This is a genomic window from Flavobacterium sp. Root901, assembly GCF_001429765.1.
Taxonomy (GTDB): Bacteria; Bacteroidota; Bacteroidia; order Flavobacteriales; family Flavobacteriaceae; genus Flavobacterium.
Genome location: NZ_LMJB01000001.1, coordinates 476,817 through 491,451, shown reverse-complemented (window position 1 = coordinate 491,451; position 14,635 = coordinate 476,817). Strand labels below are relative to the sequence as shown.

Here is a 14,635-nt window from a genome sequence, read left to right as displayed (position 1 = left end):
GAATTTTTAAGATTTTAATCATGAAAACACCAATCTATCAAATATTCGGTTCTGAAAATTCGCTCGATGTCGATTTGGTTTTCTTCATTGAAAAAATGCCAGAAACGATCTTAGAAAAACTTTCATTATCAAAAGAACTTACGGATTTTATAAAAATAAATTTTCCTGAAAAAGTAGTGAACGCCAATCTTGCTGTCTGCAAAAATGGTCATTTAACGGAAGTTTATAAAGGCACAACCGATGAGTTGAATAATTCCTTGTTTTATACTTACGATTTTCATCAACAGCAATTTAAAAATCAGATCGATATACTTTTAAAAAGAGATGTTGATTTGAAATTTTTAAGAAGTTCCAGAATGATTTTGTCATTTTTAAGTAAAACAGAATATCGTGTTGAAATAAAAAATGCTTTAAAAAGTAATTTAAATGAAAAAATGCAAATTTTAGAAAATATCGATTTAAACAAAATTTCTTCTTTCGGAAAAAATACAAACTATCAGGATGTTTTAAAATCAATTGCTTTTCAGTTGGGACAGTCTATTTCGCTTGATGAAGGGAAAGAACTTTATACAAAAAATCAAATTGCAGAAAGTTTTCCAGAGTTAAAAAAATATTTGTTTCGGGAAGAGAAAAGTGATTGTGAAAACTTGGAGAAATGGCTGATGAAATTTGTCGAAATACTTCAAACCAGAATGCCAAAAATGCAAAGGTTTTCAGAATACAAATACGAAGAAATAAACAAATTTTAACTACGCAAAATAACTGCGCAGTAATTTTTGAATCTTTGTTTTAAAGATTAGAACACATGAACACAGCACTTTTAAACGAGATGATTTCAAAAAACTATGTCAGAGTAAACAAACACCCTGAACATGATTTGTATATTTACAACTATACTCAAAATGCGCAATTCGAGAGAATTTGGAACGAAGTTACGTTAAGCTGTCGCGGTCTTATTTTAGACGGAAACGGAAATGTTGTCGCAAGACCATTCGCTAAGTTTTTTAATTTGGGTGAAATAGAAAATCAAATCCTTCCAAAAACAACTTTTGAAGTCTACGATAAAATGGACGGTTCGCTTGGAATTCTGTATTGGGTAGAAGATAAGCCTTTTATAGCAAGCCGTGGTTCATTTTCCAGCGAACAATCAGATAAAGCAAATGAAATGCTTCATGGCAAATACAAAAATTCATGGTCATTTTTAGATAAATCAAAAACGTATTTGTTCGAAATTATTTATCCGGAAAACCGAATCGTTTTAGATTACGGTGCCAATGAAGAACTGGTTTTGCTGGCGATTATTGATACCCAAACGGGAGAGGAATTTCCGCTTGAAAACATTGGTTTTCCAGTGGTTGAAAAGTATGACGGAATAAATGATATTTCCCTTTTAAAAGAATTGAATTTAACTAATAAAGAAGGTTTTATCATTAAATATGCGGACAACTTTCGGGTAAAAATTAAATTTGACGAATACTTTCGTTTGCATCGGATTATTACACAGGTTTCTAATCTCAATATTTGGGAATATCTAAAAACCAATCAGCCGTTTGATGAGATTTTGGAGCGTGTTCCTGATGAGTTTTTTAATTGGGTAAAACAAACCAAAAAAGATTTAGAGAATCAATACGAAATAATTGAAAATCAATGTAAATTGGATTTCAAAGTATTGGAAACCCGTAAAGAAACCGCTTTGTATTTTCTAACCTGCCAATATCCATCAGTATTATTTGGTATGTTTGATAACAAAGATTACTCAGAAACAATCTGGAGAATGACCGCCCAACATTCGAAAAACCTTTTAACACGGAAGAAGAATTGGAACGCGGATAAAACGGATTCGCTATCGCGAAGACACTGATTTACGCAGATTTTATTATACATAAAAAAAAGAAATCCGGTTTTTTTCCGCGTCTTCGCGATAGCGAATCCGTTTCATCCGCGTTTAAATATACTTAAGCATAAAAAAACACAACTACGCAAAATAACTGCGCAGTCATAAAATTATATTTGTCAAAGCAAAATAAAAGCCATGATTATAAAATTGAAATCAGACAATAAATACATTTTAGATATTCTGTACAAAAATCCAAATACGGACCAGGGATTATATTTGAAAGAATTAAAAAACGGAATTGTAATTGGAAACGTAATTTCTGAAAATGAATATCACTGTATTTTCCTTGACGGCAAAAAAAGTTATCTGCCGGAAGAAGGAAATCAGATCGATTTTCAAAGTTACTGCAGTCCGTTATTAGCCTTAAATATGATGACCGAGTTTTTTAATCATTTGTACAAAGAGAACGAAGTTTTGAACGAAACGGTAATTTTCTGGTTAGAAAAAAGCTATAATAATGTTGATACTGAAAAATGTACAATCGAAGTTCCCACTTTTTTTATCGATTCAAATTGGTATAAAAACGAGAAATATCTTTTATCAAAATATATCGATGGTATTTCGTTACAACATAAAATCGGTAATAATTTCGAATTAAAGATAGATGGAGCAACGGTTAGAGAAGCAGTTCAGAAATTTTCGCTTGTCGCTTTATTTACCCAATTTACCAACAGGTATGTCGTTTACACCTTTATAGATGATTATTTCATCCAAAAACATATTACGATGTTTACCAATCTTACGGGCATTCCGTACTTCGTATTTTATCTTTTTATAAAAAGAATCATGCGTTCGCCGGTGCAGTTTGAGAAATTTAAACCGCAGTTAGAAGCGTATTTTAATAACGAAGTTCAGTTTGTTTTTACCGATACACATCAATCCAGAAAAGAATTTATTTGTAAAGAAATCAATTTTGATGAATCGGTTTTAGATTTTGGATGCGGAGAATTACAATATTACAAATTATTGCAAAAAAGAGGATTTACACAGGAATATTGGGCATACGATGAGGTCGATTTTAAACACATTGCAGACAAAATTCAGGAAACCGAAAGAATAGAAAATCTGTCTTGGATTGAGAATTTAGAAGAACTTAAAGATTTTGAAGGACAAGTAATTTTGAGTGAAGTTATCGAACATAATTCATTAGAAGAAGCAAAAGCTTTGATGATCTGGATTCGCGACAACATCAACTTTACAAGATTATTTGTCACAACACCAGACAAAGATTTTAATGTAAATTACGAATTGACAGAAGAATTTAGACATGACGATCATGATTTCGAATTATCAAATAGGGAATTTAGAAATCTTATCGATGAAATTTTTCCATATCAAAAAACATTTCACGGAGTAGGAGATTGTGTAAAAGGAGTTTATCCAACGAGTGCCGTAATCATTCAAAAAAAGTAAAAAATGTTAGACTATAAAGTAAGAAACAGGATAGAATGGTTTTGTAAAAATAAGATCAATGATTTTTCGCCAACCATTTCTCCGGCTCCAAAAAGTAAAGCCAAAAACGAAATCGAAAGTATTGAAGAAGCTGTAAATTATTACCTGCAAAAAGGTGTGACAGAATTTGTAATTCAAAAGAAATACATGGGGTCCTATTGCACAATTTATTTGAAAAGAAATCTCGACGAAACCTATTTTGTTTCCAGAAATGGGTTTAAAATGGACCATATCGATCTAGAAAAAGCTAAAAATAGTTTAAAAGAATTACATGCCAAAATGCTTTTAACGTTTCCGGAATTTGATACGATTCTGATCGCTTCAGAATTATTGCCTTGGAAAGTTTTGGGCGCAGGATTGATAGACAAAGAGTTTACAGGATATTTTGATGCTTTGCAAACGCACAACGATTATTTGAAAACGTCAGGATTGCTCGAAAAATTAGAAAATGTAAAAGAAGATACGTTGTTTACCGAATACGTTTCGGATAAAAATAAGCTGAGCCGAAAAGAGTTTAATAGTAAACACAAAACCCATATTGTACGTCAGTATGAAGCTTTGAATGCCGTTAAAATTCCGGATTTAGAAAAACAACAAGAATCATTGGAGGTTTTTAAAAAACAGATTGAAACTTTTGGCAACGAAGGCGAAATACATTTTAAACCTTTTACGATTTTAAAAGTAGTTGGAGTTTCTGGCGAAGAATCGATTCCGAACAGTAATTTGACTTACGCATTGGTAAATGAAGATTCATTTTTACATTTGGAAATTACAGATGCTGACAAAGAAGAAAAGCTTGCAGAAATCTATTCTTTTTTCGAAAAACTGACAGACGCCAACGAAGAAGGCATCATGATTAAACCGGTTCAGAATTATATAAAACATCTTCCGCCATGTTTTAAAGTAAGAAACAATAATTATCTCACGATGATTTACGGCGTTAATTTTCATCAGGATTTTGACCATTATTTAGACAAAAGAAACATAAAAAAGAAATTGGAGCAATCGATAAACGGCTGGGAAATCAACCAAAAAATGCTTCAGATTCCGTACAAAGAGTTAGAAGAAGAAAATTATTTGATGCGTTTATTGCTTTTGAAAAGAATCAATAACGAAGAAATTGAAAAAACATTAGATCCAAGATTATAACAAGATTATACAATGAAAAAGACACCAACATTAACGATATTAGTAGGTTGCCCCGCATCTGGAAAAAGTACGTTTGCCGAATGGAAAGTGCGTACCGAAGCCAAAACAATGCGAATAAGCCGTGACGAAATCCGTTTTTCGCAATTTCAGGAAGTGATGGATAATTCTGTAGAAAGTATGATCTCTAAAATCATCAGTGTTCAGATCAAAACCCTGATTTCAAACGGATGGAACGTGCTTTTGGATACTTGTAATGTAAAGCTGGATTATATCAAACAGCCAATAGCCGATTTTTCTGAAATGGCAAATATTGAGTTCAAAGTATTCGATTTACCACTTGAAGATCTCTTTAACCGAAATGAAAAAAGAGACCGAAAAGTGCCTAAAAAAGTGATCGAAAACATGTTTTATCAATTGCAGAAAACCAAAGAAAAGTTTGATTTTAAACCCATTAAGAAAGTGAATAAAAACTTAGAATACTGTGATCAAAACCCAGACCTGCCAAAAGCAATAATCTGCGATCTTGATGGAACACTGGCTTTAATGAACGGAAGAAACCCATTCGACGCCAGCAAATGTGATCTCGACGAACTGAATAATCCGGTAGCAAATGTGCTGAAAAATTACAAGAAATTGGGTTACAATATACTTTTGGTTTCCGGAAGAGAAGACCGATACAAAGAACCAACATTGCGATTTCTTCAAACGCACGGAATCGAATACGACGATTTGATCATGAGAAAAACCAAAGACAGCCGAAAAGATTCTATCATCAAAACTGAAATCTATAATGAGTTTATAAAAGATAAATACTTTGTAGAATTTGTGTTAGACGATAGAAATCAAGTAGTTGATACATGGAGAAATGAATTGAAATTACCGTGCTTTCAGGTATATTATGGGGATTTCTAGAAGCCTGATTTTGTTTCAGGTTTACTTTAGAGACGTAAGGTAGTACGTCTTACGCAAAGTTTGTTTCACGCAGATTTAATTTGATTGTCTAATTATCTGCAACATCTGCTAAATCCTTTTAAATCTGCGTGAAACAATCATTTTAATCTGTGGCAAAAAATAATTAGTGTAATTCGTGCAATTAGTGGCAAAAAAACTTTGCGTCACTTCGACTTTGCGATTAATTCAATACAAAGAAAAAATAAATAGCGCCTTAGTGGCAAAAAAATAAGCGTTCTGAGGAAAAAAAGCTTAGCATCTCAGAACCTTACAACCTTAGCAACTTAAAAAAAAATGACATACATAGACATAGGTATAAACCTAACCAATAAACAATTTCAAAACGATACAGACGATATCATACAAGAAGCGGTAGATGCCGACGTAACCAAAATGATCCTTACCGGAACAAGCGTAAGAAACAGCGAAGAATCGGCAAAGATAGCCAGGCAATATCCGGGTGTATTATATTCGACAGCGGGAATACATCCGCATGATGCGAAGAGTTTTGACGGGCAGAGTATTGCGAAACTTCGGAAATTATTAGAACAGAAACATGTCGTTTCGGTAGGCGAGTGCGGACTCGATTTTGATCGTGATTTTTCGCCCCGAAACAAACAGGAAGAATGTTACAGAGCCCAGCTCGAATTGGCAATCGAAGTTGAGAAACCTTTGTTTTTACACGAAAGGGCTGCTTTCAATAGTTTTATGAATATCACAAAAGACTATTTACCGCAATTGCCAAAAGCCGTTGTGCATTGTTTTACCGGAACGTTACAAGAAGCCAAAACCTATCTCGATAATGGATTATATCTTGGTTTTACCGGAGCGATTTCAGACAGTAAACGTTTTGCACATTTAAAAGAAGTCATGCAATACGTACCGCTCGACAAAATGATGATCGAAACCGATGCGCCGTTTATGCTCCCAAAAAATGTTCCTAGCAGCCTTTTGAAAAAGTACCACGAACGAAGATGCGAACCTGCTTTCCTGCCTTATGTTGCGGGAACTATTGCACAGTTTAAAGGAATTTCTCTAGATAAAGTTGCGGAGGAAACGACGAGGAATGCTAAAAGTTTTTTCAATATTTAATCTCAGTTCTTAACAACTGCTAGAATAAAAACATTTCAGATCATGACAAATCTTAAAAATAGAGGAAAAGAAGCCAGCGATGATGCGTTATTTGGAACCGCAAAAATGCAGTTAAAATTAAAAGAAGCTGTAACCGATATGCACTATTTCCTGAGCAGAGGGTATGGTGAAAAATCTACGCTGTCTTTAGTTGGAAACCGTTACAGATTGAATGCACGTCAGCAGCAGGCCGTTCGGGGAATGAGTGCTTCTCAACAACAAATTGAAGACCGAAAGTCAAAAGAAGTTCAAAGGCAGGATCTGGAAGGAAAAGAGATTTGTATTGATGGATTTAATGCTCTCATTTTACTCGAAAGTACTTTGTCAAACGGTTATGTTTTTAAAGGACAGGATGGTTTTATTCGCGATTTGTCAAGTGTTTACGGAACTTATAAAAAGGTAAAACAGACTTCGCAGGCGATTGAAATTATAATGGATTTTTTTATAAAAGAAAAAATTAAAAAAGCGGTCTGGTTATTTGATAAACCCGTTTCTAACAGCGGAAAATTGAAACAAATAATAGAAGAAACCGCTTTCGGAAATAATTTAAACTGGGAAGTGCAATTAGTAAACAATCCAGATAAGGTCATTGCCGAAAGTGATTATATTGCCATAACTTCTGATGCATGGATTCTGGATAATGCACCAGCTAGTTTTAATTTAATGAAATATATTCTATCACAAATGAGTGTAGAGGGAACTGTAATTAGCTGTGAATAAAGATGAAACCAAATCTACTTTTTTATGAAATAAAAGCTGTAATTCCGCTTCTTAATAAAAGCTGGAAAGAAAAATATGCTTTGTTTTTGACGGATGAGAACCTGCAGCTTTTTTCAGAAAACCTGATTGTATTTTACCATCAGGAAGGAGAAATTTCGAGACTTCCTTATTTCAAAGACGAAATTATCGTTTCGGTGCAGGATGCCGTTTCTTATTTTAAAACCGTTTTAGAAGATTTAGAAAAGGATTCCCAACAGTTGCAGACGAGTTTAATTCAGGCTTTTGAGCAAACGCCGTTTGAAAAGCTGTTACTTATTTTAGGACAACGTTTAACTCCCGCCAGCGTGCGTGATCAAAACGGAATTCCGCCTGCCAGAGTAACTCTTTTAGAAAGTTGTTTTGAGCCTTTTAACAAAGAAATTTCTATTGTAGTCAGAGCTTGGGAAAAACATGTGGGCAGAAATAAAAACAGTATTTTTGGAGAAGTAAAAGGAAACACGATTCAAAAAAAAGAAAAAGTAGAAAAACTCATCGAGTACATTATAGCTCATAAAACATGGTGGAATATTTTTTACCATTACAAACACGGTTTGGTTTACGAAATAAGACTAGCAAACGGACAAGGTTTAAGATGGTCTGCTGATGGAAAAAAGTTCATCGGATTTTTAGAAGATTTTTTGGAAGAATAGCTTTTATTTTATCGCAAAGCCACACACAGTTTAGGCTGTTTTTTGTCATGTCGACGAAGGAGACATCTCCGCAAGCAGCTCTATAAAGTTTTGCCGCCATGAATTCACGAATTATCTGTAATAAATTTTATCAAAAAGAAAAATCCGTGAATTTGTGGCAAACATGAATTCACGAATTATCTGTAATAAATTTTATCAAAAAGAAAAATCCGTGAATTTGTGGCAAAAAAACTTTGCGCCTCCGCGACTTTGCGAGATCATTAAATGCGAAGAATAAAAAAACTTTGCGCCTTAGCATCTTCGCAGCAAAGCTTAGAACCTTAGCACCTCAGAATCTTTAAAAAACCCGTGTAATTACTTAGTTAAAACATTTCCCGTTTACTTACATTTGAAACCAGTCATGAAAGAAAAAATACTTCAAAAATTAAAAGAAATTGAGAAACAGAAAGACGTAGAAATACTCTTTGCTGTAGAATCTGGAAGCCGTGCCTGGGGATTTGCTTCTCCCGACAGTGACTACGATATTCGTTTTATATACAAACACAAACCCGAGTATTATTTATCACTTTGGGAAAAACCTGATGTAATCGAATTTATGACCGAAGACGATCTTGACGGTTCCGGCTGGGATTTAAGGAAATCCGTAAAAATGTTAGCAAAATCTAATGCATCTTTGTTGGAATGGTTGTTTTCGCCTGTAGTGTATTTTGAGAACGAAGATTTCGCCAAACAAATGCGTGAGATAGCTTTAGAATGTTTTTCGCCCATAGCAGTTTTGCACCATTATTTGGGAACAACAAAAAACTTTATGGAGGTCTGCGAAATGGAAGAAGTAAAACTAAAAAGTTATTTCTACGCCCTCCGCACCGCATTGGCAGGAAAATGGATTATAGAAAACAATACTTTTCCGCCCGTTGCTTTTGCCGAAGTTTTGCCAATAGCACCCAAAAACATACAGGAAAAAATACTGGAATTACAACAAATAAAAGCAACTCAGGACGAAAAATACTTACACCCAAAAGAAACTTTAATAACTGATTTTTTATTGGAAACGATAAAATTTAATCAGGAAAACGCAAGTAAATTGGGAAGCGGGAAGAAGTTGAATGAGGAGTTGGATTTGTTTTTTAGGGAGTTTATAAAAGTTAAAATATGAAAAATGTTTTTGATTTAATTTTTTCTAAGGATATTAATCTAAAAGATTATTTTTTAAATGAAGAGGAAGAAAATATTTCTTTTTTTCCAAAATTTAATTCTATTAATATAATTATAGGAGCAAACAATAGTGGTAAAAGTAGGTTTATTAGAAGATTAATGTCTAATAATTATTTTGCGGGAGTTAAAGATTTACATCTTTTTAAAAATGAAGTAAAGGATTATAATCGCGAAATTTCACAGATTAATAACTTGATAGATAGCCAGTATGAGAGTTATGATCAAAAATCAAAAACAACAATTTATGTTGGAGGAGGAAGCCCTGATGCACAGAAAGCTAAAATTTTATATGAAAATCGACTTAAGGAACTATATTTTGATGATTTTGAAAATATTACTAAAACAATTAATCAAAATAAAATAAATATTAATAATTTAAAAATTTTTCAATTGCAGAGTTATTATTTGTCAAACTATTCAACAATTAATAATGACTTCATTTATGTATTCAGAGATTTTAAAAAGTATTATATACCTACATTAAGAACAGCTCATTCATTGTTTAATTTCGTTTCAGAAAAATATTCTAAAATTGAAAGTGATATTTATTTGGAGACTTTAAATAATAATTATCAGTTAGATAAAATTGATGTTGATGTTTTTACAGGTTTACATCTATATAAGGAAATTTTAAATTCTAGAAATTCAGAGAAATCTGTAAGAGAACAATTTGAAAAATTTGAAAATTTTTTACGTGACAATTTTTTTGATGGCAAGGAGATTGATATAGTAGCTAAATTTGATAAAAATGATAATGAAAAGGGAATTAATGAATCAGAACTGATTATTATTCATGTAGCTGGAGATAAAGATAGAAAATTGTATGACTTAGGAGATGGAATTCAAGCTTTAATAGTATTAATGTATAAAATTTTTATGGCGGAGTCTGAATCATTTATTTTTATTGATGAACCAGAATTGAATCTTCATCCAGGAATGCAAAGATTGTTTTTAGAACAGATAACTAATAATGAAGATTTAAAAAAGAAAAATCTAAGATATGTAATTACCACTCATTCAAATCATTTTTTAGACCTAACGATTGAGAAAGATAATGTTTCAATTTATTCATTTTCTCCAAGAAATAATAAATTAAACGATAAACATTTTATTATTAAAAATGTAAATAGAGGAGATAACAAATTACTTAAGGAATTGGGAGTGAATAATTCATCTGTTTTCATGGCAAATTGTAGTATTTGGGTAGAAGGAATATCAGATAGAAATTATATAAAAGCATTCTTAAAATCATACTGTGATTCAATTGGAAAATCTTATCCAAAAGAGGATATAGATTTTGCATTTTTTGAATATGCAGGATCTAATATTGATCATTATATTTTTGAAGATGAAATAGAAGATGAAAAAAAAGAATTTGTTATTAAAGATATTAAATCTTTATCTCTTAGTAATAGGATATTTTTATTAGCAGATTCAGATGCAGTAAATAAAACGAAAAATAAACAAAAGTTTGAAAGATTAGAAGCTTTAAAAAATGCTGAATCAGATAATTTTAAACCTAAAATTATTTGGAACGTTAGAGAAATTGAAAATTTGCTTACCAATGACATTTGGAAAAAGGTTATGATTAATTTCTGTAATGAAAAATTAGTAAATCAATATGCAGTAGAAATTCAAAATAAAATAGAATTAGCACTGGGGAAAATTGATGCTGATAAATTTAAAAAAGAATATATTGGTAATTTTTTATATAATTTGAGAGAAGAAATTAGCAAAAAAGGAAAGGTTTATATTCTTAATAAATCATTTTTTGAAACTAAAAAAAATGGTACTTATGGTACTATTATAGATAAAAGAGGATTAAGTGAAAAAGTATTAGAAGCAGATTTTCCTTGGATCGTTTTTTCTAAGAATAAAGAAATTAAAAATTTAACAATTGAAATTTATAATTTTATTACACAAAAATAATGACCATCCAAACCCTAAAATCCCAAAACCTAATCCTTTTTGAAGTAATTTCAGGAAGTAGATCTTTTGGGTTAAATACACCGACATCAGACACGGATATAAAAGGTGTTTATTATCTTCCAAAAGAAAAATTCTTTGGCTTAGATTATATTCCGCAGGTTGCTAATGAAACTAATGATGAGGTTTATTATGAGATTGGTCGTTTTGTAGAATTATTGATCAAGAATAATCCAAATATATTGGAGATTTTGGCTTCACCGGAAGATTGTATTTTGTACAAACATCCGTTGATGGAAAAGCTTAGAATCGAAGATTTTTTATCTAAACTCTGCAAAGATTCTTTTGCGGGTTATGCTGTTACGCAGATCAAAAAGGCGAGAGGTTTAAACAAGAAAATCGTAAATCCGTTGCCGAAAGAAAAGAAAAGCCTTTTGGATTTTTGTTATGTTTTAAAAGATTATAAAACGGTTTCGGTTTTAGAATTTCTGGTAGAAAATAATTTGGAGCAAGAAAAAATTGGTTTGGTCGATATGCCCAATTCAAAAGGAATGTTTGCAATGTTTTACGATGCCGAAAAAACGTTGGGTTACAAAGGAATAATTCAGAAAGAAACCTCTAATGAAGTTTCGCTTTCGTCGATTCCGAAAAACGAAAGATTGATTGGTTATTTATCCTGCAATCAGGATGGCTATTCGAAATATTGTAAAGAATACACCGAATATTGGAGTTGGATTGAAAAACGCAACGAAGAACGTTATAATACGAACCAACAACACGGAAAAAATTACGACAGCAAAAACATGATGCACACGATCAGGCTTTTGCAAACGGCTGAGCAGATTCTTTCAACAGGAAAATTAAATATTCGAGTTTCTAACCGCGAAGAATTATTAGACATAAAAGCCGGAAATAAAGAATACGATGATTTACTCGAAATGGCAGATAGTTTAATCGATTCAATAGAAAATCATTACCTGACATCAAGTCTGCCAGAGAAACCAAATGAAGAAAAAGCAATTCAGACTTTAATTAAAATTAGAGAAGAATTGTATCAATAAAATATTATCTAACAAATTCAAAGCAAATTGTTAATTTTTTATTTAAAATAATTACATTTGCCACCGAAATAAAAATAAAATACATACTTATGAAACTGTCTGCAATACACAATAATGATCTTCTGATAGGGAAATTTCCTGCTGACGATTACAGGCGTAATATGTATTTTGTAGAATTGAAATGTAAAATGTAGATTTAATTCAGCATAAAATATAAAAAGCGTCCTAATATTGGGACGCTTTTTTTGTTTTAAGGCTCTTTCGATTTTGATAAATATGATAAAAAAAGACTCTAAATGATAAAATTTAAAGCTTAACTAAAAATAATTAAAAAAATAACCGAACAAATGTTTAATGCATAAACTAAATATTGAAATATAATCTTGAAAAGTAATCTGATGAGAGACAGTCATTTGATACAAAAATAAATCTGCACACGTTTGCGGACAAGGACCCTTATGCTTATAATTTAAGTTTAAGTTATTGATAATCAGTAAAATAATTTAAAAATAAATTTGGAGAATTGATTTTTTCGACTTTATCTTTGCCGAAGAAAATCAGAACATAGAATTTCAAACATAAAACAAAATATAATAACATAATAAAAATGGCTTTACAAAATAACATATATAACAAACAACTGCTAAACCCAGGTTTCGATCTTGGATGTTTTGCAAGGCTGGTGCACATATACAGGCAATAGGATAGTTATATCATGTTGAATTTTGTAAAGCACCTTTAACCGGGTGCTTTTTTTATGTCCAAAAATAAAGTGATTTTGTAGCTCAACTGGCAGAGCAATTGGATTATACCCAATAGGCTGAAGGTTCGATTCCTTCCAAAATCAAAGAAATGTTCTCTAGAAGGAACTGGCTCATTGGGGTTACTGGCTAACCTTCCCGACTGTCTCTCGGGAGAAACGGGTTCGACTCCCGTATGGGCCGCTTTTTTTAAAGCTTCTAAGATGCTGAGATGCTGAGGTTCTAAGATAAAAACTTAGTCTCTTAGAATCTTAGTCCCTCAGAACCTAAAAAAAAACAATCTGGGAAGATAACGGTGGTTGTTTACCCGCCTTGGACGCGGGAGGTCGCAGGTTCGAATCCTGCTTCCCAGACATATGCAGGAATGGCGAAATGGTAGACGCGGCAGATTTAGGATCTGTTTTCTGAGAGTTCGAGTCTCTCTTCCTGTACAAGTGAAATGTTCAAATTGAACTTTCAAAAAAATGAAGTTTAACAATATAAAACAAAAGTTATGAAACAAGATTACAATCGAATAGCCTTAGTTGGTATCGAACAGGAAGAATATGATAGTATAAAAGCTAGTTATTCAGGACATATTATTTGGCATCAGGCTATTCCGAAGATTGTAGTTAAGGATCAGGTGCTTTATATGGAAAAATCAAACGGAATTGGAATGCTTCCTGTAGATAAGGTGGTTTATTACGGGATTTATGATAATGATTTTGATTTCATTACGGGTCTTGCGATCTGGAACGGAGATTGTTATCCAAAAGCTTCAGCAATGCTCGACTGCCGTTTTAAAATTCCATGTCTGGTAAAAGCTTTGTCTCTTTCAAGATTCAGTGTACCACGCGGATTTATAAGTGCAGGCGCTTCTGTAAACACAACCGGAAATACGATTGCAAAATGGGGAAACTGGCATTGTGGTGAAAACAAACATCGTTTTACCGGAGAATGGGAAAGCGAATTTACCGCAACCATCGAGCCTTATTTTGAAGGCGATGCTGTTCGTATCATGATGATTGGAGAAACTTATTGGCAGATAAAACTAGAAGGTGACGATTGGTTAAAATCAATTCATCCTGATAATGCCAATTTTATGCCTGTCGATCAGGATTTACTGGAAGACACGCTTTATATCAAGAATGTTTTACAGATGGATATGATAGGAAATGATTACATCGTTGCAAAAGATGGCTCTAAAAATTTATTAGAAGTCAATCATATTCCGAACATAACCCGATTTGAAGAGGTTAGACAAGTCTATTTATCGACTGTAATAGAATGGATTAAATAAAAGTTTTTGCACTGCGCAAAATTACTGCGCAGTGTAATTTGAATATTTGTTCAGGAATAAAAACAAGTTCTTTAATAAAATGAAATACATCAAAGTTTCGGCTTTGATTAAAAATATCAAACAAGCCCAGTTGCGTGTTTCTGTATAGCACCATTGTAGCGAACTTTCCGCGAAAGCGAATTATGTTTTTCTATGCAGCTTCGTTTGGAGGTTTGGGATGGTTTTCCAAAAAATTATCCGTCACTCTATGGGTCATGGGTTCGACTCCCATTCGCAGCAATGCGATAGCTCAGTCCGGTTAGAGCAATAGAAATTTGCAGGTTCGAATCCTGTACTGATACGCTCAGTTTGACAATTGGTAGTCAAGCGGGTCTCAAAAACCTGTTGAAGAGAGACCATCACTC

At 32.5% G+C, this 14,635-nt stretch carries 12 protein-coding genes and 4 tRNA genes; all 16 read left to right on the top strand.

Going from position 1 to position 14,635, the window contains the following annotated elements:
• The first annotated feature begins 20 nt into the window (after positions 1 to 20).
• On the top strand, positions 21 to 749 hold the full coding sequence (locus tag ASE21_RS01910; RefSeq protein WP_057120862.1) for a hypothetical protein: 729 nt from the start codon (positions 21 to 23) through the stop codon (positions 747 to 749).
• A gap of 56 nt (positions 750 to 805) precedes the next feature.
• Positions 806 to 1,861: an RNA ligase gene (locus tag ASE21_RS01905; protein ID WP_057120861.1), complete on the top strand. Its 1,056-nt coding sequence runs from the start codon at positions 806 to 808 to the stop codon at positions 1,859 to 1,861.
• A 171-nt stretch (positions 1,862 to 2,032) separates the two neighbouring features.
• On the top strand, positions 2,033 to 3,310 hold the full coding sequence (locus ASE21_RS01900) for a hypothetical protein (RefSeq protein WP_057120860.1): 1,278 nt from the start codon (positions 2,033 to 2,035) through the stop codon (positions 3,308 to 3,310).
• Positions 3,311 to 3,313: 3 nt separating this feature from the next.
• Positions 3,314 to 4,498, top strand: a complete 1,185-nt coding sequence (locus ASE21_RS01895; RefSeq protein WP_057120859.1) for a hypothetical protein — start codon at positions 3,314 to 3,316, stop codon at positions 4,496 to 4,498.
• Positions 4,499 to 4,510: 12 nt separating this feature from the next.
• Positions 4,511 to 5,410, top strand: a complete 900-nt coding sequence (locus ASE21_RS01890; protein ID WP_057120858.1) for an AAA family ATPase — start codon at positions 4,511 to 4,513, stop codon at positions 5,408 to 5,410.
• Positions 5,411 to 5,743: 333 nt separating this feature from the next.
• Positions 5,744 to 6,541, top strand: coding sequence for a TatD family hydrolase (locus ASE21_RS01885; RefSeq protein WP_057120857.1), 798 nt, complete (start codon positions 5,744 to 5,746; stop codon positions 6,539 to 6,541).
• 42 nt (positions 6,542 to 6,583) lie between these two features.
• Positions 6,584 to 7,300, top strand: a complete 717-nt coding sequence (locus ASE21_RS01880; RefSeq protein ID WP_057120856.1) for a DUF434 domain-containing protein — start codon at positions 6,584 to 6,586, stop codon at positions 7,298 to 7,300.
• Positions 7,301 to 7,302: 2 nt separating this feature from the next.
• Entirely contained in the window at positions 7,303 to 7,989 is a 687-nt protein-coding gene (locus tag ASE21_RS01875; protein WP_057120855.1) for a hypothetical protein, read from the top strand.
• 400 nt (positions 7,990 to 8,389) lie between these two features.
• Complete coding sequence (locus ASE21_RS01870; protein WP_057120854.1) at positions 8,390 to 9,145, top strand: DNA polymerase beta superfamily protein; 756 nt, start codon at positions 8,390 to 8,392, stop codon at positions 9,143 to 9,145.
• Complete coding sequence (locus tag ASE21_RS01865; protein ID WP_057120853.1) at positions 9,142 to 11,133, top strand: AAA family ATPase; 1,992 nt, start codon at positions 9,142 to 9,144, stop codon at positions 11,131 to 11,133. Before ASE21_RS01870 ends, ASE21_RS01865 begins: the two co-directional genes overlap by 4 nt.
• Positions 11,133 to 12,191 (top strand): DNA polymerase beta superfamily protein, encoded by a 1,059-nt coding sequence (locus ASE21_RS01860; protein WP_057120852.1) that lies wholly within the window; start codon positions 11,133 to 11,135, stop codon positions 12,189 to 12,191. Before ASE21_RS01865 ends, ASE21_RS01860 begins: the two co-directional genes overlap by 1 nt.
• A gap of 774 nt (positions 12,192 to 12,965) precedes the next feature.
• Positions 12,966 to 13,038 (top strand) — tRNA-Ile (locus tag ASE21_RS01855).
• 24 nt (positions 13,039 to 13,062) lie between these two features.
• Positions 13,063 to 13,135 (top strand) — tRNA-Asp (locus tag ASE21_RS21805).
• Positions 13,136 to 13,233: 98 nt separating this feature from the next.
• A tRNA-Pro gene (locus ASE21_RS01850) sits at positions 13,234 to 13,305 on the top strand.
• Positions 13,306 to 13,310: 5 nt separating this feature from the next.
• Positions 13,311 to 13,383 (top strand) — tRNA-Leu (locus tag ASE21_RS01845).
• 62 nt (positions 13,384 to 13,445) lie between these two features.
• Entirely contained in the window at positions 13,446 to 14,231 is a 786-nt protein-coding gene (locus ASE21_RS01840; RefSeq protein WP_057120851.1) for a hypothetical protein, read from the top strand.
• The last annotated feature ends 404 nt before the right edge of the window (positions 14,232 to 14,635 follow it).

Bases quoted from the DNA above. Each gene is read 5' to 3' on its own strand.
- ASE21_RS01905 (WP_057120861.1), top strand. From the start codon at position 806: ATGAACACAGCACTTTTAAACGAGATGATTTCAAAAAACTATGTCAGA.
- ASE21_RS01860 (WP_057120852.1), top strand. From the start codon at position 11,133: ATGACCATCCAAACCCTAAAATCCCAAAACCTAATCCTTTTTGAAGTA.
- ASE21_RS01895 (WP_057120859.1), top strand. From the start codon at position 3,314: ATGTTAGACTATAAAGTAAGAAACAGGATAGAATGGTTTTGTAAAAAT.
- ASE21_RS01865 (WP_057120853.1), top strand. From the start codon at position 9,142: ATGAAAAATGTTTTTGATTTAATTTTTTCTAAGGATATTAATCTAAAA.
- ASE21_RS01870 (WP_057120854.1), top strand. From the start codon at position 8,390: ATGAAAGAAAAAATACTTCAAAAATTAAAAGAAATTGAGAAACAGAAA.
- ASE21_RS01900 (WP_057120860.1), top strand. From the start codon at position 2,033: ATGATTATAAAATTGAAATCAGACAATAAATACATTTTAGATATTCTG.
- ASE21_RS01840 (WP_057120851.1), top strand. From the start codon at position 13,446: ATGAAACAAGATTACAATCGAATAGCCTTAGTTGGTATCGAACAGGAA.
- ASE21_RS01890 (WP_057120858.1), top strand. From the start codon at position 4,511: ATGAAAAAGACACCAACATTAACGATATTAGTAGGTTGCCCCGCATCT.
- ASE21_RS01880 (WP_057120856.1), top strand. From the start codon at position 6,584: ATGACAAATCTTAAAAATAGAGGAAAAGAAGCCAGCGATGATGCGTTA.
- ASE21_RS01910 (WP_057120862.1), top strand. From the start codon at position 21: ATGAAAACACCAATCTATCAAATATTCGGTTCTGAAAATTCGCTCGAT.
- ASE21_RS01885 (WP_057120857.1), top strand. From the start codon at position 5,744: ATGACATACATAGACATAGGTATAAACCTAACCAATAAACAATTTCAA.
- ASE21_RS01875 (WP_057120855.1), top strand. From the start codon at position 7,303: ATGAAACCAAATCTACTTTTTTATGAAATAAAAGCTGTAATTCCGCTT.